Annotated in this window: 21 protein-coding genes; 3 read left to right on the top strand and 18 right to left on the bottom strand. The window is 73.2% G+C overall.

The genetic code is table 11. The features are described 5' to 3' along the window. Positions 1 to 55: 55 nt before the first annotated feature. The 6 genes from ACWGKQ_RS38430 to pdhA form a co-directional block, all read right to left on the bottom strand. Complete coding sequence (locus tag ACWGKQ_RS38430; protein ID WP_453296683.1) at positions 56 to 1,153, bottom strand: potassium channel family protein; 1,098 nt, start codon at positions 1,151 to 1,153, stop codon at positions 56 to 58. Beyond that, positions 1,150 to 2,532, bottom strand: a complete 1,383-nt coding sequence (locus ACWGKQ_RS38425) for a molybdopterin molybdotransferase MoeA (RefSeq protein ID WP_453296682.1) — start codon at positions 2,530 to 2,532, stop codon at positions 1,150 to 1,152. The genes ACWGKQ_RS38430 and ACWGKQ_RS38425 overlap by 4 nt, the downstream gene beginning before the upstream one ends. After that, positions 2,529 to 3,443: an NTP transferase domain-containing protein gene (locus ACWGKQ_RS38420; protein ID WP_453296681.1), complete on the bottom strand. Its 915-nt coding sequence runs from the start codon at positions 3,441 to 3,443 to the stop codon at positions 2,529 to 2,531. Before ACWGKQ_RS38420 ends, ACWGKQ_RS38425 begins: the two co-directional genes overlap by 4 nt. 195 nt (positions 3,444 to 3,638) lie before the next feature. Then, a complete protein-coding gene (locus ACWGKQ_RS38415; protein WP_453296680.1) occupies positions 3,639 to 4,979 on the bottom strand; it encodes a dihydrolipoamide acetyltransferase family protein in 1,341 nt (446 codons plus the stop codon). Further along, positions 4,979 to 5,983, bottom strand: a complete 1,005-nt coding sequence (locus tag ACWGKQ_RS38410; RefSeq protein ID WP_453296679.1) for an alpha-ketoacid dehydrogenase subunit beta — start codon at positions 5,981 to 5,983, stop codon at positions 4,979 to 4,981. Before ACWGKQ_RS38410 ends, ACWGKQ_RS38415 begins: the two co-directional genes overlap by 1 nt. Next, the gene (gene pdhA / locus ACWGKQ_RS38405; protein ID WP_453296678.1) at positions 5,980 to 7,125 is read right to left on the bottom strand and encodes a pyruvate dehydrogenase (acetyl-transferring) E1 component subunit alpha; all 1,146 of its coding nucleotides are present in this window, start codon (positions 7,123 to 7,125) and stop codon (positions 5,980 to 5,982) included. Before pdhA ends, ACWGKQ_RS38410 begins: the two co-directional genes overlap by 4 nt. A 175-nt stretch (positions 7,126 to 7,300) precedes the next feature. On the opposite strand from pdhA, the gene ACWGKQ_RS38400 reads away from it, so the two are divergent. Then, positions 7,301 to 7,801: an Lrp/AsnC family transcriptional regulator gene (locus ACWGKQ_RS38400; RefSeq protein ID WP_453296677.1), complete on the top strand. Its 501-nt coding sequence runs from the start codon at positions 7,301 to 7,303 to the stop codon at positions 7,799 to 7,801. A gap of 34 nt (positions 7,802 to 7,835) precedes the next feature. Here ACWGKQ_RS38400 and ACWGKQ_RS38395 read toward each other — a convergent pair whose 3' ends face one another. After that, on the bottom strand, positions 7,836 to 8,423 hold the full coding sequence (locus ACWGKQ_RS38395) for a TetR/AcrR family transcriptional regulator (RefSeq protein WP_453296676.1): 588 nt from the start codon (positions 8,421 to 8,423) through the stop codon (positions 7,836 to 7,838). Then, complete coding sequence (locus ACWGKQ_RS38390) at positions 8,420 to 9,934, bottom strand: 3-hydroxyacyl-CoA dehydrogenase (protein ID WP_453296675.1); 1,515 nt, start codon at positions 9,932 to 9,934, stop codon at positions 8,420 to 8,422. Before ACWGKQ_RS38390 ends, ACWGKQ_RS38395 begins: the two co-directional genes overlap by 4 nt. A 148-nt stretch (positions 9,935 to 10,082) precedes the next feature. Here ACWGKQ_RS38390 and paaN point away from each other — a divergent pair, with 148 nt between their 5' ends. Continuing rightward, entirely contained in the window at positions 10,083 to 11,774 is a 1,692-nt protein-coding gene (gene paaN / locus ACWGKQ_RS38385) for a phenylacetic acid degradation protein PaaN (protein ID WP_453296674.1), read from the top strand. A 237-nt stretch (positions 11,775 to 12,011) separates the two neighbouring features. Here paaN and ACWGKQ_RS38380 read toward each other — a convergent pair whose 3' ends face one another. From ACWGKQ_RS38380 to pepN, 4 genes are all read right to left on the bottom strand, one after another. Then, positions 12,012 to 12,755 carry a TrmH family RNA methyltransferase gene (locus ACWGKQ_RS38380; RefSeq protein ID WP_453296673.1) on the bottom strand — a complete coding sequence of 248 codons (744 nt, stop codon included), beginning with the start codon at positions 12,753 to 12,755 and terminating at the stop codon, positions 12,012 to 12,014. Next, positions 12,752 to 13,963, bottom strand: coding sequence for an HTTM domain-containing protein (locus ACWGKQ_RS38375; protein ID WP_453296672.1), 1,212 nt, complete (start codon positions 13,961 to 13,963; stop codon positions 12,752 to 12,754). The genes ACWGKQ_RS38380 and ACWGKQ_RS38375 overlap by 4 nt, the downstream gene beginning before the upstream one ends. Further along, positions 13,960 to 14,715 carry a DUF5819 family protein gene (locus ACWGKQ_RS38370; protein WP_453296671.1) on the bottom strand — a complete coding sequence of 252 codons (756 nt, stop codon included), beginning with the start codon at positions 14,713 to 14,715 and terminating at the stop codon, positions 13,960 to 13,962. The genes ACWGKQ_RS38375 and ACWGKQ_RS38370 overlap by 4 nt, the downstream gene beginning before the upstream one ends. A 370-nt stretch (positions 14,716 to 15,085) precedes the next feature. Further along, the gene (pepN, locus tag ACWGKQ_RS38365; RefSeq protein WP_453296670.1) at positions 15,086 to 17,530 is read right to left on the bottom strand and encodes an aminopeptidase N; all 2,445 of its coding nucleotides are present in this window, start codon (positions 17,528 to 17,530) and stop codon (positions 15,086 to 15,088) included. Positions 17,531 to 17,699: 169 nt separating this feature from the next. Here pepN and ACWGKQ_RS38360 point away from each other — a divergent pair, with 169 nt between their 5' ends. Continuing rightward, the gene (locus ACWGKQ_RS38360; protein WP_453296669.1) at positions 17,700 to 18,854 is read left to right on the top strand and encodes an acyl-CoA dehydrogenase family protein; all 1,155 of its coding nucleotides are present in this window, start codon (positions 17,700 to 17,702) and stop codon (positions 18,852 to 18,854) included. A 127-nt stretch (positions 18,855 to 18,981) separates the two neighbouring features. Here the strand turns inward: ACWGKQ_RS38360 and ACWGKQ_RS38355 are convergent, their stop codons facing one another. The 6 genes from ACWGKQ_RS38355 to ACWGKQ_RS38330 form a co-directional block, all read right to left on the bottom strand. After that, on the bottom strand, positions 18,982 to 19,311 hold the full coding sequence (locus ACWGKQ_RS38355; RefSeq protein WP_453296715.1) for a rhodanese-like domain-containing protein: 330 nt from the start codon (positions 19,309 to 19,311) through the stop codon (positions 18,982 to 18,984). Positions 19,312 to 19,360: 49 nt separating this feature from the next. Beyond that, a complete protein-coding gene (locus ACWGKQ_RS38350) occupies positions 19,361 to 20,173 on the bottom strand; it encodes a hypothetical protein (protein WP_453296668.1) in 813 nt (270 codons plus the stop codon). Between the two features lie 9 nt (positions 20,174 to 20,182). Further along, complete coding sequence (locus ACWGKQ_RS38345; protein ID WP_453296667.1) at positions 20,183 to 20,647, bottom strand: hypothetical protein; 465 nt, start codon at positions 20,645 to 20,647, stop codon at positions 20,183 to 20,185. Positions 20,648 to 20,695: 48 nt separating this feature from the next. After that, the gene (locus ACWGKQ_RS38340) at positions 20,696 to 22,114 is read right to left on the bottom strand and encodes a DUF2252 domain-containing protein (protein ID WP_453296666.1); all 1,419 of its coding nucleotides are present in this window, start codon (positions 22,112 to 22,114) and stop codon (positions 20,696 to 20,698) included. A gap of 294 nt (positions 22,115 to 22,408) precedes the next feature. Continuing rightward, positions 22,409 to 23,068 (bottom strand): response regulator transcription factor, encoded by a 660-nt coding sequence (locus ACWGKQ_RS38335; RefSeq protein WP_453296665.1) that lies wholly within the window; start codon positions 23,066 to 23,068, stop codon positions 22,409 to 22,411. Next, a partial coding sequence (locus tag ACWGKQ_RS38330) for a sensor histidine kinase (protein WP_453296664.1) occupies positions 23,041 to 23,877 on the bottom strand: 837 nt, incomplete at its 5' end. The genes ACWGKQ_RS38335 and ACWGKQ_RS38330, both read right to left, overlap by 28 nt.

The raw sequence follows: 23,877 nt of genomic DNA, 5'->3' as shown, positions 1-23,877 counted from the left end.
CGGCCGCGTTCCAGGTCAGCCCCGGTCGGCGCGAGTCAGCCCCGGTCGGCGCCGGTCAGGCGCGGGGCAGCGGTCGTACGTCCGGTGCGACCCGGCTGCCCGGGGAGGCCCGCACGATCGTGATCAGGCGGTCCGTCGGCTCGATGGTGCCGACGGCCGGATCGTCGTACCCGAGCACCCGGTGTCCGCGCAGCACGCTCACCACCAGGTCGGCCGTCTCGCGCGGGGTCCTGCCGACCTCGGCCTTGACCGCCGGGCGTTCCACGAGGTCCAGGCCGCTGCCCTGCTGGATGAGGTCCTCTATGACCATGCCGGCGGCCGGGCTGAGCACCGACAGCCCGAGCAGTCGTCCGGCCGCACTGGCGCTGGTGATGACGGCGTCGGCGCCGGACTGCTTGAGCAGCGGCGCGTTCTCCTCCTCGCGGACCGCGGCCACGATCTTCGCGGCCTTGTTGAGCTGCCGGGCCGTCAGGGTCACCAGCACGGCCGTGTCATCGCGCTGGGTCGCGATGATGATCTGCCGCGCCCGCTGCACCTCGGCCCGCTTCAGCACCTCGCTGCGGGTCGCATCGCCGATGACTCCCGCGTATCCGTCGGCGGTGGCCGCGTCGATCACCCCGGAGCTCGGGTCGACCACGACCACCTGCTCCTTCTGCAGACCGGTCGCACAGACGGTCTGGATCGCCGACCGCCCCTTCGTCCCGAACCCGACGACGACGGTGTGATCCCGCAAGGCGGACCTCCAGCGGTTCAGGCGCCATTCCTCCCGGGTGCGTTCGGTGAGGACTTCGAGCGTGGTGCCGACCAGGATGATCAGGAACAGCACGCGCAGGGGCGTGATGACGAAGATGTTGGTGAGCCGCGCGCTGTCGCTGACGGGGGTGATGTCACCGTAGCCGGTGGTGGAGAGGGTGACGGTCGCGTAGTAGAAGGCGTCCAGGAGGTCGACGGAGCTGTCGGAGTTGTCGTTGTACCCGTCACGGTCGACGTAGACGATCAACGCGGTGGCGACCAGCACCAGCAGGGCCAGGGACAGCCGCTTGACGACCTGGAGGATCGGCCGCTCCACCACTTTCGTCGGGAGTTTCACCCGATGGGTCACCAGATGTTCGTCCGCCTGGCGGGCGATGGCGTCATGGCCCGGAAGTTTCACGTGAAACACACCCCGATACCGGCGGCCGCCCATGGCAGGTCAAGGAGTTCCATCTCCTCACCCTGCTGTGCTCCGCCTGGCGGTACGACCGCGAGCGCGTCGGCGGCGGCGATGCCACGGAGCATGGCCGGGCCGTTGTAGTGCAGCGGGATCGCGGTGTCGCCGCGCAGGACGACCGGGACCAGCCGGGTGTCGTACGGATGCCCGTGCGCCGCCTCCGCCAGGGGAAGCGCGTACGGCTCGGGGGCCGGGCGGGCGGCGAGGGTGCGCAGCAGGGGTTCGGCGAGGGTGAGCAGGCCGGAGACGGCGGCGAGCGGGTTGCCGGGGAGGCCCACGAGGTGCTGGTCCTGCTTGGTCCGGGCCAGCAGCATGGGGTGGCCGGGCCGCACCTTGACGCCGTCGACGAGGAGTTCGGCGCCGATGCGCTCCAGGGTGGGATGGATGTGGTCGACCGGGCCGGAGGCGGTGCCGCCCGTGGTGACGACCAGATCGGCCGACGAGGAGGTGATCGCTTTGTGCAGGGCCTTGGCGTCGTCGCTGAGCCGGCGTACGGCGGTGACCTCGGCGCCGAGCGCGCGCAGCCAGGGCGGCAGCATCGGGCCGAGCGCGTCCCGGATGAGTCCGTCGTGCGGGAGTCCCTCGGTCAGCAGTTCGTCGCCCAGGATCAGGACCTCAGCGCGGGGGCGGGGGACAGCGGTGACGGTGTCGTATCCGGCGGCCGCGGCGAGGCCGAGGACGGCCGGGGTGGCCAGGGTGCCGACGGGCAGCAACTGGTCGCCGCTACGGCACTCCTGGCCGCGTGGGCGGATGTCCTGGCCGTGGACCACCTCACGGGTGGGGTGCAGCCGGCCCTGGGCGTCGAGACGGCCGTGCTCGCTGCGCAGCACCGCGGTGGTGTCCGCCGGGATCCGGGCACCGGTGGCGATCCGGACGGCCTCGCCGTCGGTGAGCTGCTCGGGCTGCGCGTGCCCGGCCAGCACGCCTTCCTCGCGTACCTCCCAGGGGCCGGGGCCGGCGACCGCCCAGCCGTCCATCGCGGAGGTGTCGAAGGAGGGCAGGTCGGTGAGCGCGTCCAGCGGGGCGGCGAGGGCCAGTCCGAGAGCCTCGGCCAGTGGTACGGAGACGGGGGCGCGGCGGGCGCCGGACCGGGCGGCGCGGGCGGCGGTCTCGCGGGCCTGGGGCCAGGGAGTGGCGCGGTGGCGGTGGCCGTGGGCCGACGGTCCGCCGTGCGCGTGTTCGCGGCGGGGGGTGGGCGCGGAGGTCGCGTCCTGCCGGGGCTCCCTGGGCTCTCTCACGAGGGCGAGCGCCTCCTCGACGTCGAAATCGTCGTCGGTGTCCGCGGCGGCGGGCGTGCCGGCCCGGGTACCGGGGGCGGTCACCGGCCGGGCCCGGGGGCGGGGTTCTCGGGGGCCGGCTTGTCGGAACCCGGCTCGTCGGTGGCGTTCGCCTCCTCCGCCCAGCGCAGGGCCAGCGCGGCGGCCTTGTGTGCCGCCTCGGCGACCGCCTCGGCGCCGCCCTTGCCCTGTGCGGCCGCGTAGCCGACGAGGAAGGTGGTCAGCGGCGCGGCGGGGCGGTCCACGCCGTGCGCGGCGTCCCGGGCCAGGTCGAGCAGAAGGCGGATGTCGACGTCCAGGTCGATGCCCAGTTCGTCCTTGACTGCGGAGATCCATTCATCCAACACGTGCCCATGCTCCCTGATGCGTGCCCTGGCGTCGGCGATGTCGTCCCAGGTGTCGCAGTCGAAGGACGCGAGGGGGTCCGGGACACGGGTGAGGTTCAGTGCGGCGGTCAGGCGCCGCAGGGGGAGGCCGGTGAGGCCGCGGTCGCCGTTGCCTTCGGCGAGGGCCGAGAGGGCGTGGCGGAGTGCGGTGGTGCGGTAGGCCGCGACGAGGGGCTGGTCCCGGCCGTCGGCGTCGGTGAGCAGCGCGGCGTCCGCGCCGGAGGTGCGCAGCGCCGACAACAGGCGCTCCACGGTTGCCTCTTCGAGGAACGGGAGGTCTGCCGACAGTACGACCGCGTAGTCGGCGGTGGTGTGACGCAGGCCGGCGTCGAGGGCGGCGACCGGGCCGCCGCCCGGGGGGTCCTCGCGGGTCCAGTGGACCGGGCGGGAGGTGGGGCGGGGGGCCGCCACGACGACGGTCCGCCGGGCGCCGGCGCAGGCCGCGAGGACGCGGTCGAGGAGGGGGCGGCCGCCTACCCGGACGGCGGGCTTGTCGGCCCCGCCGAGGCGCCTTGCGGCGCCGCCGGCCAGCACGATCGCGTCGTAGGGCGGGGGGGCGGTGGCGGTCACCTTTCGAGTATGGGGGGCGTTCTGATCACCTGGAACCGATGGGGAGGCATGAGATGCGCAGGGTGTGGTTGCGTGCGCCCGAGGGGCGGGGTGTGGCGGCCGTGCGCGAGTGCGGGTTGTGTGTGGCTGGTCGCGCCCACGCGGCGGAGCCGCATATCGATACAGCCCCGCGCCCCCAAGGGGCGCGCGCTGCAGTCAGAGTGTCCTGAGAAGGACCGTCGGGTTCTCCACGCAGTCGGCCACGTACCTCAGGAAGCCGCCCGCCGTGCCGCCGTCGCAGACCCTGTGGTCGAAGGTGAGCGACAGCTGAACGACCTGGCGGACCGCCAGCTCTCCCTCGTGGACCCAGGGCTTCGGGGTGATGCGGCCCACGCCGAGCATCGCTGCCTCGGGGTGGTTGATGATCGGGGTGGAGCCGTCGACGCCGAAGACGCCGTAGTTGTTCAACGTGAAGGTGCCGCCGGTGAGTTCCGCGGGGGTGAGGCGGCCGGTGTGGGCGGCCTCGGTCAGTCGGGCGAACTCCGCCGTCAGGGCCTCGGCGTCGCGGGAGTGGGCGTCCTTGACGACAGGGACGACCAGGCCCCGGTCGGTCTGGGCGGCGAAGCCCAGGTGGACGTGGTCGAGCTGGACGATCTCGCGGGCCTCGACGTCGACGTAGGAGTTCAGCTCGGGGTGGCGGGCCAGGGCGGCCGTGCAGATCCGGGCGAGGAGTGCGAGCAGGGAGATCTTCGGGCCCGCCGCCGCGTTCATCGCGGTCCGCGCACGCATCAGTTCGGTCGCGTCGGCGTCCACCCAGCAGGTCGCGTCGGGGATCTCCCGGCGGCTGCGGGAGAGCTTGTCGGCGACCGCGCCCCGGATGCCCTTGAGGGGGACACGGGTGCCGGAGGGGGCGTTCAGAGGGGCGGGCGGGGTCTTGGGGGCGGCGGCGCGGGCCGCGCTGACCCGCAGGGCGTCCTCGACGTCGGCGCGCAGGATCAGGCCGTCGGGGCCCGAGCCGGACAGCCGGCGCAGGTCCAGGTCGTTGTCCCGGGCGAGGCGGCGGACCAGCGGGGAGATCACCGGGACGGGGCCCTCGGTGAGCGGAGTGGGCGGTGCGGGCACCTGCGCGTGGGTCGCCGTCGCCGTGACGGCGGTGTGCGGCGCCGGGTCCTGGGCGCCGCCCCGGTCGGCCGTGCCGTTGGCCCGCTCCGGGGCGGTGTTGCGGACCCGTCGGCGGCGTGCCGGAGGTGTCCCCGTGCCGTATCCCACCAGGACGTTGCCGGAGCCCTCCGCCTCGGGGACCGCGGTGGCCTCGCCGACGGCGACCGTCAGGAGCGGGGCGCCGACGGGCAGTTCGGTGCCCTCCTCGCCGAAGCGGGCGGTGACCACACCGCCGTAGGGGCAGGGCACCTCGACCATCGCCTTGGCCGTCTCGACCTCCACGACCGGCTGGTCGATCGCGACGACCTCGCCGACCTGGACCAGCCAGGTGACGATCACCGCCTCGGTGAGCCCCTCCCCGAGGTCGGGCAGTTTGAACTCCAGCACCTGTGCCATCAGCCCTCGGCCTCCCATTGCAGACGCGCCACCGCGTCCAGGATGCGGTCCACGCCGGGCAGGTGGTGGCGCTCCAGCATCGGCGGCGGGTAGGGGATGTCGAACCCGGCCACGCGCAGCACCGGCGCCTCCAGGTGGTGGAAGCAGCGCTCGGTCACGCGTGCCGCGATCTCCCCTCCCGGTCCGCCGAACCCGCCCGACTCGTGTACGACGACCGCGCGCCCGGTGCGCCGTACCGACGCGCAGACCGTCTCGTCGTCGAACGGCACCAGGGAGCGCAGGTCGACGACTTCCAGGTCCCAGCCCTCCGCCTGGGCGGCCTCGGCGGCTTCGAGGCAGACCGGGACGGACGGGCCGTAGGTGATGAGCGTGGCGCTGCGCCCGGTTCGGCGCACCACCGCGCGGCCGATGGGTTCAACGTCCGTCGGGTGCTCGGGGTTCCAGGTGTCCTTGGACCAGTACAGGCGCTTGGGTTCGAGGAAGACCACCGGGTCGTCGGAGGCGATGGCCCGGCGCAGCAGGCCGTAGGCGTCGGCGACGGTGGCCGGGGTGACCACGTGCAGGCCGGGGGTGGCCATGTAGTAGGCCTCGGAGGAGTCGCTGTGGTGCTCGACGCCGCCGATGCCGCCGCCGTAGGGGACGCGGACGGTGATCGGGAGGGGCATCCGGCCGCGGGTGCGGTTGCGCATCCGGGAGACGTGGCTGATCAGTTGCTCGAAGGCGGGGTAGGCGAAGGCGTCGAACTGCATCTCCACGACCGGGCGCAGCCCGTACATGGCCATGCCGACGGCGGCGCCGAGGATGCCGGCCTCCGCGAGGGGGGTGTCGGTGCAGCGGGTCTCGCCGAACTCCTTGGCGAGGCCGTCGGTGACCCGGAAGACCCCGCCGAGGGTCCCGACGTCCTCGCCCATGACGTGCACGGCGGGGTCGGCGGCCATGGCGTCCCGCAGCGCGCGCGTGAGGGCCTGCGCCATGGTGGCGGGCTTGACGGCGACGGTCGTCATCGCGGCCCGCCTTCCTGGTCCTGCTGCTCGGCCTCCAGCTCGGCGCGGAGCAGGGCGCGCTGTTCGCGCAGTTGCGTGGTGGTCTCGGCGTACACCTGGTCGAAGAGGTCCATGGGGTCGAGTTCGGGCTCGCGGTTCATGCGTTCTCGCAGGTCGGCGGCCATGGTCTCGGCGTCCTCGCGGGCCCGCCCGACGAAGTCCTCGTCGAGGAGTCCGCGGTCGGTCAACTCGCGCTCGAGCAGCTGGATCGGGTCGTGGTCGCGCCAGGCGTCGACCTCGGTGTCACCGCGGTAGCGGGTGGCGTCGTCGGCGTTGGTGTGGGCGTCGATCCGGTAGGTGACCGCCTCGACCAGGGTCGGGCCGCCGCCCTCGCGCGCGTGCCGTACGGCGGCGGCGAGGACCTCGTGCACGGCGGCCGCGTCGTTGCCGTCGACCAGGCGGCCCGGCATGCCGTATCCGACGGCCTTGTGGGCCAGGGAGGGCGCGGCGGTCTGCTTGGCGAGCGGGACGGAGATGGCGAAGCCGTTGTTCTGGACCAGGAAGACGACCGGGGCCTGCCAGACGGCGGCGAAGTTCAGGGCCTCGTGGAAGTCGCCCTCGCTGGTGCCGCCGTCGCCGACCATGGCGAGCGCGACCACGTCGTCGCCCTTGAGGCGGGCCGCGTGGGCGAGGCCGACGGCGTGCGGGAGCTGGGTGGCGAGGGGGGTGGAGAGAGGGGCCACGCGGTGGGCGTAGGGGTCGTAGCCGGTGTGCCAGTCGCCGCGCAGCAGGGTGAGCGCCTCGACGGGGTCCACGCCACGGGCGATCACCGCGAGGGTGTCCCGGTAGCTGGGGAAGAGCCAGTCGCGCTCTTCGAGGGCGAGCGCGGCAGCGACCTCGCAGGCCTCCTGGCCGGTGCTGGAGGGGTAGACGGCGAGGCGGCCCTGCTTGGTGAGGGCCGTCGCCTGGGCGTTGTACCTGCGACCGCGCACGAGCTGGGTGTACAGCCGGCGCAGCAGCTCCGGGTCGGCCTTGGCGGCCGCCTCGGTCCCGAGGACGCGGTACGGGCGCTCGTCGGGCAGCAGCGGCGCGGGGTCCGTCCGGGGCTGCCAGGCGGGCGGCGGCGACGGGCGGTATGCGCCGCGCTGCTCCATGACCGTCATGACGGCACCTCCTTGTGGGGGTGGCTACGGGAGACGGGTCGACTGTGACCCGTCCCACCTACCGATTGTTCGGTCGTCGGCACATTTTGGCTACAGGCGGCTTCAGGCTGTGGACAAACGGTTCTCCACAGCCTGGAATGAACGCAGTACGTCCATGGTAGGGAGGCGGGGGGACATGGCACCTGAACAAATGGCCGAGGGCCCGCAGGACCGCGCCGCCCTGCCGCCCGCGCGCCCGCTGGACGCCATCGATCAGGACATCCTCCAGATCCTCCAGGCGGACGGCCGGGCGTCGATACGGTCGGTCGCCGAACGCGTCCACGTCTCACGTGCCAACGCCTACGCGCGTATCAACCGGCTCATCGAGGACGGGGTGATCCGCGGTTTCCGCGCCCGCGTGGACCATGAGCGGGCCGGCCATGGCACCTCGGCCTACATCACGCTGAAGATCGTCCAGAACAGCTGGCGCACGGTCCGCGAGCAGCTGCGGCAGCTGCCCGGCGCCTCCCACATCGCCCTGGTGGGCGGGGACTTCGACGTGCTGCTCCTGGTGCACACGCCGGACAACCGGGCGCTGCGCGAGCTGGTGCTGACCCGGCTCCAGGCCATCCCCGAGGTGCTCAGCACCCGCACCCTGCTGGTGTTCGAGGAGGAGGACCTGGAACCGGAGGCCTGAGCCCGGTGTGCACAGGCCGGCGAAGGCCGCCGGGTCAGTGCGCGCGCAGGCCCGAGAAGGCCAGCCGGACGACCGCGTCGGAGACCTCGCGCTCGCTCATGCCGTGTCCGTTCGGGCGGTACCACTCCACGATCGAGTTGACCATGCCGAAGACCAGCCGGGTCGCGAGGCGCACCTCGACGTCGGCGCGTATGTCCCCCTCGGCGGCGGCCGCCTTCAGCAGGTCGGCCACCCGGTGGTCGAAGTCCCGGCGCCGCTCCAGCGCCCACCGCTCGGTGTCGGTGTTTCCGCGCACCCGCAGCAGCAGCGTCACGTACGGCAGTTCGGTGATCAGCACCTCGACCATGCGCCGGACGACGTGCTCCAGGCGGTCGGCGGCGGAGCCCACGCGCGCGTGCTCCTCGTCGAGGATCCCGAACAGACCGTCCAGGGCCCGGCTGACCGCGCGGCGCAGCAGTTCCTCCTTGCCGGAGACGTGGTGGTAGATCGACGACTTGGAGATACCGGCCGCCTTGGAGAGGTGCTCCATGGAGGTGCCGTCGTAGCCGCGCTCGTTGAAGACCTGGACGGCCACCGAGAGCAGGGTCTCGGGGGTGTAGGTGTCGCGCTTGGCGGTGGTCATGAGGCGCCCTCCCGCTTCTCGGTGGCGTAGGCGTGCCGGTAGAGCGCGAGGGAAGGCGCGTAGCGGCCGCTGGGATCGCGCAGGTGCAGGTCGTCCAGGAGGTCGTAGGCGAAGTCGCGGCCGAGCCGACGGCTCCACTCGAAGGGGCCGAGCGGGTAGTTGACGCCCAGGCGCATCGCGGTGTCGATGTCCTCCTCGGTGGCGACGCCCTTGGCGACGGCGTCGTGCGCGAGGTCGACGATCCGGGCGACCGTGCGGGCGACGATCATGCCGGGGACGTCGCCGATGACGCTGACCTGCTTGCCGAGCGCCTGGAAGAGGCCGATGGCCTCGCCGAGCGTCTGCGGCAGGGTGTCGTGGCCCGCGGACAGGGCGATCCGGGTGGCGCGGCGGTAGTCGAGGGCGAGGTCGAAGTAGACGACGTCCCGGAACTCCACCGAGGTCTGGCCGTCGGTGAGGACCAGCTGGCCGCCGCTGGGGAGCACCAGGCGGGTGCCGTGGTCCTCGTCCTCCTCGCGGACCTGGATGCCCGCCTCGCGGATCATCAGGAGCAGTTCGGCCGCGGGGCCCAGGCCGCCCTCGGCGACGACGTAGGCGGGCCGGTCGGCGGGCTCGGCGGTGTGCGGCTCGGCGGGCTCGGCGTCGTCCGCGTAGTCGTACCAGCCGTGCCCGGTCTTGCGGCCCAGCCGGCCGGACTCGACCAGCCGGCGCTGGGACAGCGAGGGTGCGAAGCGGACGTCCTGGAAGAAGGCCTGCCAGACCGAGTGCGTGACGGACTCGTTGACGTCCTGGCCGATCAGGTCGGTCAGTTCGAAGGCGCCCATCCGGAAGCCGCCGCACTCGCGCAGCACCGCGTCGATGGTGGCCGGGTCGGCGCCCTGCGCCTCGTGGACCGCGAACGCCTCGGCGTAGAAGGGCCGGGCGATGCGGTTGACGATGAAGCCGGGGGTGTCCGCGCAGGCGACCGGCGTCTTGCCCCAGGAGCGGGCGGTCTCGTACGCGCGCGTGGCCGACGTGACGTCGGTGGCGAACCCGGAGACGACCTCCACCAGCGGCAGCAGCGGGGCCGGGTTGAAGAAGTGCAGGCCGACCAGGCGGGAGGCGCTGCGCAGGGCGCCGCCGATGGCGGTCACCGACAGGGAGGAGGTGTTGGTGGCGAGCAGACAGTCCTCGCCGACGATGTCCTCCAGCGCCCCGAACAGCTCCTGCTTGGCCTCCAGCCGCTCCAGGACGGCCTCCACGACCAGCGTGCAGTCGGCGAACTCGGTGAGCTCGCCGGCGGGCAGCAGCCGGGCGCGGGCGGCGTCCCGGGCGGCCGCCGTCATCCGGTCCTTCTCGACGAGCCGGTCGAGGCGGGCGACGATCGCCGCGGCCGCCTCCCCGGCCCGCCCGGGGACGGTGTCGTACAGCCGGACGGGATGGCCCGCGACGAGTGCGACCTGGGCGATGCCCTGGCCCATGGTGCCGGTGCCGACGACGCCCACGGTGCTGCTGAGGTCGAGTGCTGTCATGTGCGCGATCCTCCCGCACGGGGTTTTCCACAGATGCGGCAGGCCCCCTTGTCCCGACCGATCGTTCGGTTACTCTAACTCTGTCCGGCCGTTTCCGCCCAGGTCATGAGCTTCGAGGGGAGCTCATCAGACGAGGAGTTGGTCCCGCATGACCGCCGAACTCACCGCGCACGAGCTGATCGCCAAGCACCGGCCCACGCTTGACCAGGCGCTGGAGGCGATCCGCACGCGCGCGTACTGGTCCCCCCACCCCGAGCACCCCAAGGCCTACGGCGAGCACGGCAGCCTGGACGCGGCGGCCGGCAAGGCCGCCTTCGACGCCCTCCTCGGCACCCGCATCGACCTCGGCCAGCCCGGCACCGACGACTGGACCGGCGGCGAGGTCTCCCCGTACGGCATCGAGCTGGGCGTGACCTACCCGCATGCCGACGTCGACACACTGCTGCCGGCGATGCGGGCGGGGCAGCGCGCGTGGCGCGACGCGGGCGCGGAGGCGCGCGCGGTGGTGTGCCTGGAGATCCTCAAGCGGATCAGCGACCGGACGCACGAGTTCGCGCACGCGGTCATGCACACCAGCGGCCAGGCCTTCATGATGGCGTTCCAGGCGGGCGGCCCGCACGCCCAGGACCGCGGCCTGGAGGCGGTGGCCTACGCCTACGCGGAGCAGGTCCGCACCCCCGGCACGGCCGAGTGGTCCAAGCCGCAGGGCAAGCGCGACCCGCTCGCGCTGACGAAGGCGTTCACGCCGGTCCCGCGCGGTGTCGCGCTGGTCATCGGCTGCAACACCTTCCCGACGTGGAACGGCTACCCGGGCCTGTTCGCCTCCCTCGCCACCGGCAACGCGGTCCTCGTGAAGCCGCACCCGCGCGCGGTGCTGCCGCTGGCCCTCACCGTGCAGGTCGCCCGCCAGGTGCTCACCGAGGCCGGCTTCGACCCGAACCTGGTGGCGCTGACCACGGAGCACCCCGGCGAGGGCATCGCCAAGACGCTCGCGACCCGCCCCGAGATCAGGATCATCGACTACACCGGCTCGACCGCCTTCGGCGACTGGCTGGAGGCCAACGCCCGGCAGGCGCAGGTGTACACCGAGAAGGCCGGTGTCAACACGGTCCTGGTCGAGTCGACCGACAACTACAAGGGCATGCTCTCCAACCTGGCCTTCTCGCTCTCCCTCTACAGCGGCCAGATGTGCACCACCCCGCAGAACCTGCTGATCCCCCGCGACGGCATCCGCACCGACGCGGGCCCGAAGACGTACGACGAGGTGGTCGCCGACATCGCCCGCGCGGTCGACGGCCTCCTCGGCGACGACGCCCGGGCGAACGCGCTGCTCGGCGCCATCGTCAACCCCGACGTCAAGGCCCGCCTGGAGGCCGCCGCCGGGCTCGGCGAGGTCGCCCTCGCCTCCCGCGAGATCGCCAACCCCGAGTTCCCGGGCGCGGTCGTGCGCACGCCGGTGATCGTCAAGCTGGACGGCGCCAAGCCGGACGACGAGGCCGCCTACATGAGCGAGTGCTTCGGCCCGGTGTCCTTCGCCGTCGCCGTCGACTCGGCCGCCGACGCGGTGGAGCTGCTGCGGCGGACGGTCCGCGACAAGGGCGCCATGACGGTCGGCGCGTACACGGTCGACGCCGACGTGGAGGGCGCGGTGCAGGAGGTCTGCCTGGAGGAGGCGGCCCAGCTGTCGCTGAACCTGGTGGGCGGGGTGTACGTCAACCAGACGGCCGCCTTCTCCGACTTCCACGGCTCGGGCGGCAACCCGGCGGCGAACGCGGCACTGTGCGACGGGGCGTTCGTGGCGAACCGGTTCCGGGTGATCGAGGTGCGCAGGGAGGCATAGCCGACGCGGCTTCGGCCGCCGACGATCACCACTCGACGCGCCTTTTCCGGTGGGATCACTCGGCGGCCGTCTCCGACCGAGGTTTCTTGTCCGCCGCAACGGCGCGCCGCCACGACGGCGTTGATCGGCGGTGCCGAGCCGGGCGGTACCCGCCGTTGTGACGGACGACCGTTGGACGGGTGCGGCGCCGTTGGGGCTGGTCGCGCAGTTCCCCGCGCCCCTGACGGGGCGCTCCGCTCACGCCTCCTGCAAAGCGCTCCAGTGGTACAAGGTCATCGCCACGCTCGTTGCCAGGTTGTAGCTGCTCACCTGGGGGCGCATCGGCAGGCGCAGCAAGTTGTCGGCTCGGGCGCGCAGGTCGGCCGAGAGTCCCGTCCGCTCGGAGCCGAAGGCGAGGATCGCGTCGTCCGGGAGTTTCACTCCCCTGATGTCCTCGCCCTCCGGGTCGAGCGCGTACAGCGGGCCCTGCGGCAGCTCCGCCACCGTCAGCCGCTCCACCGCCGTGGCGAAGTGGAGGCCCGCGCCGCCGCGGACGACTGTGGGGTGCCAGGGGTCGAGGGTGCCGGTCGTGATGACGCCCGTCGCTCCGAAGCCCGCCGCGAGGCGGATCACCGCGCCCGCGTTGCCCAGGTTGCGCGGCTCGTCGAGGACCACGACCGGGGCCGTGCGCGGAAGGCGGGCCAGCGCCCGCAGGTTGGCCTCGCGGGACGGTCGTACGGCCAGGGCGGCCACGGCCGTGGGATGCGGGCGCGGGACCAGGGACGCGTACGTCTGCGACGGCACCTCCGTCAGCAGCGCGGCCAGCGCCTCCCGCACGTCCGGCGCCAGCTCCTGCGCCAGCGCCAGTGCCGCCGCCCGGTCCGTCGTGACCGCCACCGGCACCTCCGCGTCGAAACGCAGCGCGTGCTTGAGGGCGTGGAAGCCGTCGAGGAGGACGGCGGAACCGGCCAGCCGCGCCCAGTGGTCCAGGGGGTCGGTCATGCCCCGAAGCCTACGCGGGGCTGCTCGTCGGCCTCCGGGAAGCGCTGCACGGGCAGCTCCGGACCGGACCGGCGGAGAACGCGGTCACGCGCGCGTGCCGCCCAGCCGCCGACCCGGCGCAGGAACGACGCCGGCAGGAACACGGAGTCCGCCGCGATCATGGCCAGGGAGAAGAAGGGCAGACCGAGGACGACTGCGATCACCGCGTGCTCGGTCATCATCGCGGCCAGCAGCACGTTCTTGACCCGCCGGTTGAACAGCGTGAACGGGAAGGCGACCTGCACCATGACCGTCCCGTAGGTCACCAGCATCACCAGCGTGCCGTTGGCGGACAGCAGGTCGGCGAGGGCCGGCCAGGGCGAGAAGTAGTCCAGGTGGAGCGGGTAGTAGACGGCGGTGCCGTCCTGCCAGCGGGAGCCCTGGATCTTGTACCAGCCGGCGGTGGCGTAGATCAGGCAGGCCTCGGCCATGATCACGAACAGGGCGCCGTTGTGCAGGATGTTGGCGATGACGTCGAGCAGGATCCGGGGCTCGGGGGTGCGAGCCCAGCGGCCGGCCGCCCACCACAGGGCGGTGCCCGCCCAGGTCGCCCACAGCAGGGCCGGGACCAGCCAGCCGCCGCCGGTGCGGCCGGTGAGCGCCGCCGCGAGCAGGACGAGGCCCGACACCGCCCACAGGGCGGGGCCCGCCCGGTCGGGGGCCACGCGCTCGCCACGCGCGCGTGCGGCGCTCGCACGGGCCGCCCTGCGCGCGTCCAGGGACCACACCTGGCCGCAGCGCGTGAACACCAGGTAGAAGGACATCAGGTGCAGCACGTTGTCGCCGCCGTCGCCCACGAAGACGCTGCGGTTCTGGAGGGACAGCACACCGACCATGAACAGCAGGGACGTGGCACGGGTGCGCCAGCCCGCCAGCAGCAGGGCGCTGGACAGGACGGCGAGGAAGTAGCAGACCTCGAAGAACGCCTGGCTGTCGGAGGCCAGCAGCGCCGTGAAGGCGTGGTTGTCGGCGGTCAGCTGCTGGGCGAGGTCGAAGCTCCAGGGGCCGTCGGGGCCGTACAGCTCCTGGCGGTGCGGGTACTCGCGCAGCAGGAACAGCAGCCAGGTGGCGGCGAAGCCGATGCGGACGACGGCCGCCTGGTAGGGGCCGAGGGCCGCCTCGGTGACCCGGGCGATGGCACGGGACAGGCACAGGGCGAGACGGTTCACCGCACACCGCCGTTCGCTTCGTCCGCCGTGACCGTCCACCAGGGCAGCACCCGGTAGAGGGGCGTGTCGGAGACCTTCTCGCCGCTCCAGCCCGGCGGCGGCACGTTGGTGGTGCTGGAGCGCACCTGGACCCGCTCGATGGTGCCCTTCCGGCTCGTGGCGTCCCCCGCGTACATGCGCATCACGACGATCCGGCGCAGGTACTGCTGGGACAGGGAGCCGCGCAGGCCGATCGGGCGGTTGTCGGTGCCGTGCGTGGTCGTGAAGAAGTCCCAGGCCCGGCGCAGCTCGTTCTGCACGGTGTGGCTGGGCACCAGGCTGCCGTCGATCGCCCTGCCGTCCTGTGCGGACAGGTCGTTCCAGCCGGTGGTGGTCGTGGTGCCGTCCGGCATCAGCACGTCGGCGCGCACCTGTACGGCGATGTTCTGCTGGAGCGGGTTCGGCGCGAAGAGCTTCCAGTTCTGTTCGAACTCCGGGTACACCCATTCCTCGATCGCCTTGCCGTGCTGCTTGGTCACCGTGTTCGCCGGCGCCACGCTCAGGAACACCATCCCGAGGTGCACACAGGCGGCGACGGCGACCAGGGCGAGGGCGAGGGCCGCGCCGACCTGGTAGCGGGGGGAGAGGGCGGCGACACCGGTACGAGGGAGGCCGGGCGGGGCGGACTCCGGCTCGGGAAGCGTCCCGCCCGGGCTGTCCGGGCCGTCCGGCCCGTGCCGGGCGTCCGCGCCCTCGTCGTACGCGTCGTCCATGCCGCCCCGTTCCCCGATCCCGCCACGTCGTCCGGGCGGCGGATCCGGGACCGCCCGGTGTGCCGCTGCCCGGCACTCGCACGGAACGGTACTCAGCACCGGCCGCCGGGCGCAGCCCCGAAGACGAGGCCGACGGCGTGGTCATCGCCACTCCGGGCAAGGCCGCCGACCCGCCGGACCCGGGGTGCCGGGAGCCGGCATCCCGGGGTCTTCCCAGGTCATACGGCGTCCGGACCTGCTCGCCGGCCGCGCTCCCGCGAGTTTTCCACAGATCGCGGCCGAGGTTTTCCACAGGGGTTGATCGTTCGCCGGGGCCCGGCGACCATGGGAATGGCCGAAACCGAACGATCGGACGGGACGCCGTCCGGGGTCAGGCGTTCACGGCCCGGGCGCGGAGCATGCGGCGCACCGCGTCCGAGCGTTCCACGAGGGTCTTGCGGACCACGGGGGCCGCTTCCTGGGCCGCCTGCCGGGCCTTCTCGAGGTACGCGGGATCGATGGCGTACGGCGGGAAGAGATTGGAGGCGTAGGTCATCGCCGGGATCATGCCGCCCTGGTGCAGTTCGGGGACCGCGGCCAGGTAGCGCTCGGCGTAGGGGGCGAGCAGGGCGTCCTGGCCGGGGCGCCAGAAGGCGGCCGCCACCGCGGAGACCGCCGCGACGGGCACCTCGCGGTCCACGGCCAGCCGCCGCCAGGCCTCGGCCTTCGCGGCCGGGTCGGGGAGGGCGGCCCGGACCGTGAGGGCGCGGACCCAGGCGTCGGGGTCGGGGTCGCGGTCCAGCAGGGCCGCGGACCCGGCGGTGACGTCGCCGCCGAGTTCGGCCTCGCGGACGAGGGCGCGCCAGTGCAGGTCGACGTCGTCGCCGGCCTGCTCGCGGAGCCAGGCCAGGTCCTCCGCGCCGGTGGCGGTGCGGGCGAGGCCGCGCAGGGCGACCCGGCGGCGGCCCGGGTCGGCGGCGAGCCGCCGGCAGACCGTGGCCACGGCCTCCGTCAGTGCGGGGCGTTCGGCGGACGGGGCCCAGAGTTCGGCGATGTTGATGACGAGCGTGAGGTAGGGCTCGATCACGGCGTCGGACGTCTCGGCGGCGAGCACCGCGGTGAGGGAGCGCCCGGCCTCGGCCGCCGTGGCCTCGCCGGCCGTGAGCATGTCCCAGACGGTGGCGGCGGCCGCGCCCCGGGAGATGGCCGTGGGCAGCTGGGCCGCCGCGCGGAAGTAGGTGTCCCGGGTGGTGGGGTCCGGGCGGGTGGTGGCGAAGGTGAGGTCGTCGTCGTTGACCAGGAGGAGGTCGGACGTGGCAGGAAGACCGGTGACGGGGGTACGGGCCTCGGTCACCTCGACGCGGACCAGCGCGGTGCGTTCCAGGGCGTCGCCCCCGTCGCGGGCGCGGTCGTACGCGCCGACCGCCAGGACCTGGGGGCGCGGGCTGCCGTCGGCGACCAGGGTGACGGTGTCGCCGTCGTGCTCCAGGGTGAAGCGGTCGGTGCCGGCGGTCTCCAGCCAGGCCTTGCGCCAGGCGGCCAGGTCGCGGCCACTGGCCTCGGCGAGGGCGTCGATCAGGTCCTGGAGGGTGGTGGTGCCCCAGGCGTGACGGGCGAAGTAGGCGGCCATGCCGGTGCGGAAACGGTCCTCGCCGACGTAGGTCATCAGCTGGAGGAGGACGGAGGCGCCCTTGGGGTAGGTGATGCTGTCGAAGATCGACGCGGCCTGGGCCACGTCGTGGATGGGCTGGTGGATCGGGTGCGAGACCGGGCCCTGGTCGGAGAGGTAGGCCCTGATCTTGCCGCCGAGGAGGTGGCCCGCCCAGGCGTCGGTGTAGCGGGTGGCGCCCTCGGCGGCCCAGTGGCAGGCGAACTCGGCGAAGGCCTCGTTCAGCCAGAGGTCGTCCCACCAGCGCATGGTGACGATGTTGCCGAACCACATGTGCGCCATCTCGTGCAGCAGCACGACGGCGAGCAGCTCACGCTCGGCGGGGGTCGGCTCGGCGCGCCGCAGGAAGGCGTCCGACCAGGTCACACAGCCGTAGTTCTCCATCGCGCCGCCGAACTCGGGCATGAACACCTGGTCGTACTTGCGCTGCGGGAACGGCATCGCGAAGGCCTCGGCGTAGAAGGCGAGGCCCTGGCGGGTGAGGGTGAAGATTTCGTCGGCGTCGCGTTCCAGGACCTCGGCGAGCGAGCGGCGCGCGTAGATGCCGAGGTCGTGGCCGTCGGCCTCGCGGCGGATCTCGTGGAAGGGGCCGGCGTTGACGACGGTGTTGTACACGGACAGCGGCGGGGTGTCCGGGAAGCTCCAGCGGCGGGCCGTGCCCTGCTCCTCGATCCGCGGGTCACCTGAGTTGCTGAGGACGGTCCAGGCGGCCGGGGCCGTGACGGTGAAGGCGTGCGGGGCCTTGAGATCGGGCTGGTCGAAGCAGGCCCAGACGAAGCGGGCCTCGTCGGGTTCGAAGCTCGTCCAGACGTACACCTCGCCGTCGGCGGGGTCGGTGGCCTTGTGCACGCCCTCGCCGGCGGTGGTGTCGGCCTGGACGCTCTCGACGCGCAGCACGTTGTGCGCGGCCAGGCCGGGCAGCGGGATCCGGCCGTCCCCGGAGGGGGTGAGCGGGGCGCCGTTCAGGGTGGCGGCGCGGACCTCGGCCGCACAGTCGACGAAGCTCTCCGCGCCCGGCTCGGCACAGGTGAAGGCCACCGTGGAGACGCAGCGGACCTCCGGGCCTTCGGGCAGGGCGGTGAGGTCGATGTCGACGTCGTACCGCTCGACCGTGATCAGTGCGGCCCGGCGTTCGGCCTCGGTACGGGTCAGGCTTCGGATCCCCATGCGTCCTCGTGTCCTCGCTCGTGTGTCCGTCCCCCATCGGCGGACAGCGGCCGTCAGCCTACGACGGGAGGAGCTGGTGATCGGAGGGGTTTTAGGTTCCCTTCTTCTAGAACCTGTTCTATCTTGACGGACCGTCAGATCAGCGGAGACCCGCCGGGAGGACAGGACCGTGGACTTCACCTTCACCGAGGAGCAGTTGGCGGCGGCCGAGGCGGCGCGCGGGGTGTTCGCCGGGGTGGCGCCGGACGCGGTGCCGAGCCCGGCGCTGACCACCGGTGCCGTGGCCGAGAGCTTCGACCGGGAACTGTGGGACAGGCTGGCGGGCGCGGACCTGCTGAGTCTGCTGCTGGGCGAGGAGTACGGCGGGGCCGGTCTGGACGCCATCGCGCTCTGTCTGGTGCTCCGGGAGTCGGCGAAGGTGCTGGCCAGGGTGCCGTTGCTGGAGCACAGCGCGGCCCTGGCCGCCGTACAGACGTACGGGACGGCGGAGTTGAAGGACCGGCTGGCGGCACCGGCGGGGCGGGGCGAGCCGGTGCTGACCGTCGCCGCGAGCGGGCGCACCGGGCACGACCCGGCGGAGCTGGCGGTGACCGCCCGACGGGACGGTGCCGGGTGGGTGCTGGACGGGGTGCAGACGGCGGTGCCGTGGGCGTACGACGCCGACCTCGTGGTCGTACCGGCGCACACGGAGGCGGACCGGAGCGTGCTGGCGCTGGTGGCGCCGGGAGGCGAGGGGGGCGAGGGGGCCGCGGCCGGGGTCACGCTCGCCGAGCAGGTGTCGACCAGCGGGGAACGGCTCGGGGAGCTGCGGCTGGAGTCGGCGCGGGTCGCGGAACGGGACGTGGTGACGGCGGACGGGGCCTGGGAGTGGCTGCGGGAGCTGCTCGCGACCGGGACGTGTGCGCTGGCGCTCGGGGTGGGTGAGCGGGTGCTGCGGATGACCGCCGAGTACGCGGGGAAGCGGGAGCAGTTCGGGCATCCCATCGCCACGTTCCAGGCGGTGGCCGTGCAGGCCGCCGACCGGTACATCGACCTGCGGGCCATGGAGGCGACGCTGTGGCAGGCGGCGTGGCGGATCGGGTCGGGGGCGGCCGGGGCGTTGCCGGCGGCCGGGGACGTGGCGGTGGCGAAGATCTGGGCGGCGGAGGGGGTGCGGCGGGTGGTGCAGACCGCGCAGCATCTGCATGGGGGGTTCGGGGCCGACACCGAGTATGTGCTGCACCGGTATCACGCGTGGGCGAAGCAGATCGAGCTGGCGCTCGGGGGGGCCGGGGCTTATGAGGAGGCGCTGGGGGAGTTGCTGGCTGCGCATCCACTGGGGTAGGGGATGAGAAAGAGCGGGGGCGCTCGGTCGTACGGAATCTGCGGGCCGGTGGGGCTCATCGCGCCCACGCGGCGGAAGCCGCATATCGAATACAGCCCCGCGCCCCTTTCGGGGCGCTTCAGTCCCCTCAGATGACGAAGCCCGGTTCTCCGCCGTCCGTGACGACCTCGCGGCCCGCTGCCTGCCATACCTGCATGCCGCCGTCCACGTTGACCGCGTCGATGCCCTGCTGGGCCAGGTACATCGTGACCTGGGCCGAGCGGCCGCCGGAGCGGCAGATGACGTGGACGCGGGCGTCCTGGGGGGCCGCCTCGGTGAACTCGCCGTAGCGGGCCACGAACTCGCTGATCGGGATGTGCAGGGCGCCGGCGGCATGGCCCGCCTGCCACTCGTCGTCCTCGCGGACGTCCAGCAGGAAGTCGCCGTCCTTGAGGTCCGCGACCTCGACCGTGGGCACACGCGCTGCGAAGTTCATACCTCCGACGCTACCCGACCGGAGCGGAGCGTTACTCCTGGGTCAGCAGGGCCGCCAGTTCCGTCTCGCGTTCGGCCACGTCCTTCTGGAGCCGCTCGGCGATCTCGTCGAGGAGGCCGTCGGGGTCGTCCGGGGCCAGCCGGAGCAGGCCGGCGATGGGGCCGTTCTCCAGCTCCTTGGCGACCAGGGCGAGCAGTTCCTTGCGCTGGGAGAGCCATTCCAGGCGGGCGTACAGCTCCTCGGCCCGGCTGGGCTTGCGCTCCGGCGGGACCGGGCCGGCCGCCCACTCCTCGACCAGCTCGCGCAGCAGGGCCTCGTCGCCGCGGGCGTAGGCCGCGTTGACCCGGCTGAGGAACTCCTCGCGCCGCTCCTGCTCGGCCTCGTCCTGCACCAGGTCCGGGTGGGCCTTGCGGGCCAGCTCGCGGTAGAGCCGGCGGGCCTCCTCGCTGGGGCGGACCCGCTGCGGAGGCCGGACCTCCTGCTCGGTGAGCATCGCGACGGCCTCCGGGAACAGGCCGTCGCCGTCCATCCAGCCGTGCAGCAGTTCCTCGACGCCGGGGATGGGCAGGACCCGGGCCCTGGCCTCCTCGGCGGCTCGGATGTCCTCGGGGTCACCGGTACGGGCGGCCTTGGCCTCGGCGATCCGCGCGTCCAGCTCCTCGATACGGAGGTAGAGCGGGCCGAGTTTCTGTTCGTGCAGGCGGGAGAAGTTCTCGACCTCGACGCGGAAGGTCTCCACCGCGATCTCGTACTCGATCAACGCCTGCTCGGCGGCCCGCACGGCGCGCTCCAGCCGCTCCTCGGGCCGCGGTGCCTGGGACTGCTCAGCTTCCGGGGTCGTCACCCGACCAGCCTAGGGCCTGTCGCCGTCGGCGGTGGCCGGTACCCACTCGGCGACCAGATCGGTGCAGGCCACGACGAGGGTGCCGGGGCGGCAGGCCAGCTCGTGGGTGCAGCCGTCCGGGTGCGGGAGGATCTCGTCGAGGATCACCTCGCCGAGCGAGGCGATGTCGCAGGCGCCCAGGATGTCCGTCTGGAAGCGGGAGACGCCCGTGTAGCGGACGATCAGGTCCTCGTCGTGTTTGAAGCAGTTGTGGCGGAAGCGGATCTCCATGTCGGCGGGGGCCGTGCGGCGCATGTCCAGCGGGTGCAGGTCCTTCACGCAGCGACGGCCGCCGAACTCGTAGTGGCGCGGGTCGGTGGCGAAGGCGCGGGCGCCGGGCGGCAGGGCGGCGGCGAGTTCCGGCAACCGCGCCAGGTAGGGGCCGGGGTCGATGGAGACCGCGGTCGTGCCCTCGCCGATCTCGACGTACTTCACATCAGCACCTCCCCGAAGGCCGGCCACCGAGTCCGCCGGTCACGCGGCTCAGACCCCGAGCTCGGCCGCTGTCCGCCCCGCCCGCACCGCGGCCACCAGTTCCTCGTGGTCCGCCTCCGTGCGGTCGGCGTAGGTCACCGCGAACGCGGCGACCGCCTCGTCCAGCTCCTCGTTCTTGCCGCAGTAGCCGGCGATCAGGCGCGGGTCGGCACTGTGCGAGTGGGCACGGGCCAGCAGGGCGCCGGTCATCCGGGCGTAGTCGTCGATCTGGTCGGGGGACAGGGCGGCCGGGTCGACACTGCCCTTGCGGTTGCGGAACTGGCGGACCTGGAAGGGGCGGCCGTCAACCGTGGTCCAGCCGAGCAGGATGTCGCTGACCACCTGCATCCGCTTCTGGCCGAGGACCACCCGGCGGCCCTCGTGGTCGACGGCCGGCGTCTCGAAGCCGGCCGTGGCGAGATGCGGGACGAGCGCCGACGGGCGGGCCTCCTTGACCTGGAGGATCAGCGGCTCGCCGCGGTGGTCCAGGAGGAGGACGACGTAGGAGCGGGTGCCGACGCTGCCGGTGCCGACGATCCGGAAGGCGACGTCGTGCGGGGTGTGCCGGGAGAGCAGCGGGTGGCGGTCCTCGGAGAGCGTGGTGACGTAGTGCTCCAGGGCCGCGGTGACCGCCTCCGCCTCCGCGTCGGGGACCCGGCGCAGCACCGGCACGGCGTCGACGAAGCGGCGGCCGCCGTCCTCGGTGGGCTCGGTGGCACGGGCCGCGAACCGGCCGCTGGTGTTGGCGCGGGCCTTCTCCGAGACCCGGCGCAGAGTGCCGAGCATGTCGTGGGCGTCGGAGTGGGAGACCAGTTCCTCGTCCGCGATCGCGTTCCACGCGTCCAGCACCGGGAGCTTGGCCAGCAGGCGCATGGTGCGGCGGTAGGCGCCGGCCGCGTCGCCCGCGGCCTTGCGGCAGGTGTCCTCGTCGGCGCCCGCTTCCCTTCCGGCCAGCACCAGGGAGGCGGCGAGCCGCTTGAGGTCCCACTCCCAGGGGCCGAGCACCGTCTCGTCGAAGTCGTTCAGGTCGATGACGAGGTCGCCGCGCGGGCCGCCGTACAGGCCGAAGTTGGCCGCGTGGGCGTCACCACAGATCTGGGTGCCGATCCTGGTCATCGGGGTACGGGCCAGGTCGTGCGCCATCAGGCCGGCCGAGCCGCGCAGAAACGCGAAGGGGCTCGCGGCCATCCTGCCGACCCGTATCGGGACCAGCTCCGGGATGCGGTCCCGGTTGGACTCCGCCACCGCGCTCACCGCGTCGGGACGGGAGCCGTCCAGGTCCAGGGCGGCGTGGCTGCGGCGCGGGACCGCCGAACGCAGCGCCTTGCCCTCCTCCTTGGGGGAGCCCTGCGGGGGCCACTGCGCAAAGCCCTTCGGCGCGGGCAGCTTCCGCCCGCCGACCGCCGTCGGCTCTTCCGTTCCGGTCACGTCGACCGCCTCCCCCGTACTCCACGCACACGCACGAACATCAACTCGTGGAGACGGTACAGGTGGGGGCCGAAACACGTCAGACCCTGTGGATAACTTCGGGGCGGCCTGGGCGGTCGCCCGTCCGCGGGCCGGTGGGGGCCGTTCGCGCAGTTCCCGCGCCCCCAAGACAGGTGGGTCCACTGGTCCCACCTCAAAGGGGCGCGGGGAACTGCGCGAGCAACCACGACGCACCCGCAGCCGAAAGCACCACGGAACGCCCCCAAATCAGAGCCACAGCGCCCCGAAAGAAAGTCACGCCCTCAGATACGCCAGCACAGCCAGCACCCGCCGATGGGAATCCTCCGCCGGTGGCAGGTCCAGCTTCGTCAGGATGCCCCCGATGTGCTTTCCCACCGCCGCCTCCGAGACCACCAGCTCTCTCGCGATCGCCCCGTTCGACTTCCCCTCGGCGACCAGCGCCAGCACCTCCCGCTCGCGCGGGGACAGCCGCTCCAGCGGATCCCGGCGCCGGCGCAGCAGTTGCCGTACGACCTCGGGGTCGACCACCGTCCCCCCGTCGGCCACCTCCCCCAACGCCGCGACGAACTCCGTCACCTGTCCCACCCGGTCCTTGAGCAGGTACCCGACGCCCGACCCGTCCCCGGAGTCGAGGAGTTCGGCGACGTAACTGCGCTGCACGTACTGGCTGAGCACCAGGATCGGCAACGTCGGCCGGGCGGAACGCAACCGCACCGCCGCGTGCAGCCCCTCGTCCTGGAAGCCCGGCGGCATCCGTACGTCCGTCACGACGACGTCCGGCGCATGCTCCGCCACCGCCGCGACCAGCGCCTGTGCGTCGCCCACCGCCGCGACCACCTCATGGCCGAACCGGCCCAGCAGCCCCGCGATCCCCTCCCGCAGCAGCACGCTGTCCTCGGCCAGGACTACCCGCAGAGGTCGATCGGCTCGCACGGCAACTCCACACGCAGCAGGGTCGGTCCGCCCGGCGGGCTGGACAGGGAGAGTCTGCCATCCAGCACCGACACCCGGTCCGCGAGCCCGGTGAGGCCGCTGCCCGCCGCGGCGTCCGCACCGCCCCGGCCGTCGTCGCGCACCGCCAGGTGCAGCCGGCCGTCCCGGTGCCCGCCGGTCACCTCGGCGCGGCCCGCGCCACTGTGCCGGTCGACGTTGGCGAGCGCCTCGCGCACCACGAAGTACGCGGCCGCCTCGACCGGCTCCGGCAGCCGCACCGGCAACCGGAAACCGACGTCCACAGGAACGGCCGTTCGATCCGCCGCATCCGCCACGGCCGCCTCCAGGCCATGGTCGGCCAGCACCTTCGGATGGATCCCGTGCACGATCTCCCGCAGTTCGGCGAGCGCCTCGCCCGCCTCCCGCCGGGCCTTGGCGAGCTGGTCGGCGAGCGGGCCCGGCGGGGCGTCCAGGTGGGCCAGGCCCAGGGTCATCGACAGGGCGACCAGGCGCTGTTGGGCCCCGTCGTGCAGATCGCGTTCGATGCGTCGCCGTTCCGCCTCGAACGCGTCCACCAACCGCGCCCGGGATCGGGCCAGTTCGACCACCTGTTCCCCCAACCCGTCCTCGCGCGGCGCGATCAGCAGCCGGGTCAGCCCGGCCCGCGCACCGGCCGCCACGCCCAGCGCATAGCCGCCGAGGGCCAGCAGGAACAGCCCGGCCAGCGCAGCCCCGAAGGCGGTCGGCCAGCCGGTGACCGTCCACACCTTCAGCACCTTCGTCTCCCGGCCGCCGCCGGCCGCTGTCTC

The organism is Streptomyces sp. NPDC054770 (genome assembly GCF_053611985.1).
Note: the sequence above shows the minus strand (reverse complement) of the source record. Positions and strands in the feature narration are given on the sequence as shown.

Excerpts from the sequence above, each read along its gene's own strand:
- ACWGKQ_RS38415 (WP_453296680.1), bottom strand. The coding sequence starts at position 4,979 with ATGGCACAGGTGCTGGAGTTCAAACTGCCCGACCTCGGGGAGGGGCTC.
- ACWGKQ_RS38410 (WP_453296679.1), bottom strand. The coding sequence starts at position 5,983 with ATGACGACCGTCGCCGTCAAGCCCGCCACCATGGCGCAGGCCCTCACG.
- pdhA (WP_453296678.1), bottom strand. The coding sequence starts at position 7,125 with ATGACGGTCATGGAGCAGCGCGGCGCATACCGCCCGTCGCCGCCGCCC.
- ACWGKQ_RS38400 (WP_453296677.1), top strand. The coding sequence starts at position 7,301 with ATGGCACCTGAACAAATGGCCGAGGGCCCGCAGGACCGCGCCGCCCTG.
- ACWGKQ_RS38395 (WP_453296676.1), bottom strand. The coding sequence starts at position 8,423 with ATGACCACCGCCAAGCGCGACACCTACACCCCCGAGACCCTGCTCTCG.
- ACWGKQ_RS38390 (WP_453296675.1), bottom strand. The coding sequence starts at position 9,934 with ATGACAGCACTCGACCTCAGCAGCACCGTGGGCGTCGTCGGCACCGGC.
- paaN (WP_453296674.1), top strand. The coding sequence starts at position 10,083 with ATGACCGCCGAACTCACCGCGCACGAGCTGATCGCCAAGCACCGGCCC.
- ACWGKQ_RS38380 (WP_453296673.1), bottom strand. The coding sequence starts at position 12,755 with ATGACCGACCCCCTGGACCACTGGGCGCGGCTGGCCGGTTCCGCCGTC.
- ACWGKQ_RS38370 (WP_453296671.1), bottom strand. The coding sequence starts at position 14,715 with ATGGACGACGCGTACGACGAGGGCGCGGACGCCCGGCACGGGCCGGAC.
- pepN (WP_453296670.1), bottom strand. The coding sequence starts at position 17,530 with ATGGGGATCCGAAGCCTGACCCGTACCGAGGCCGAACGCCGGGCCGCA.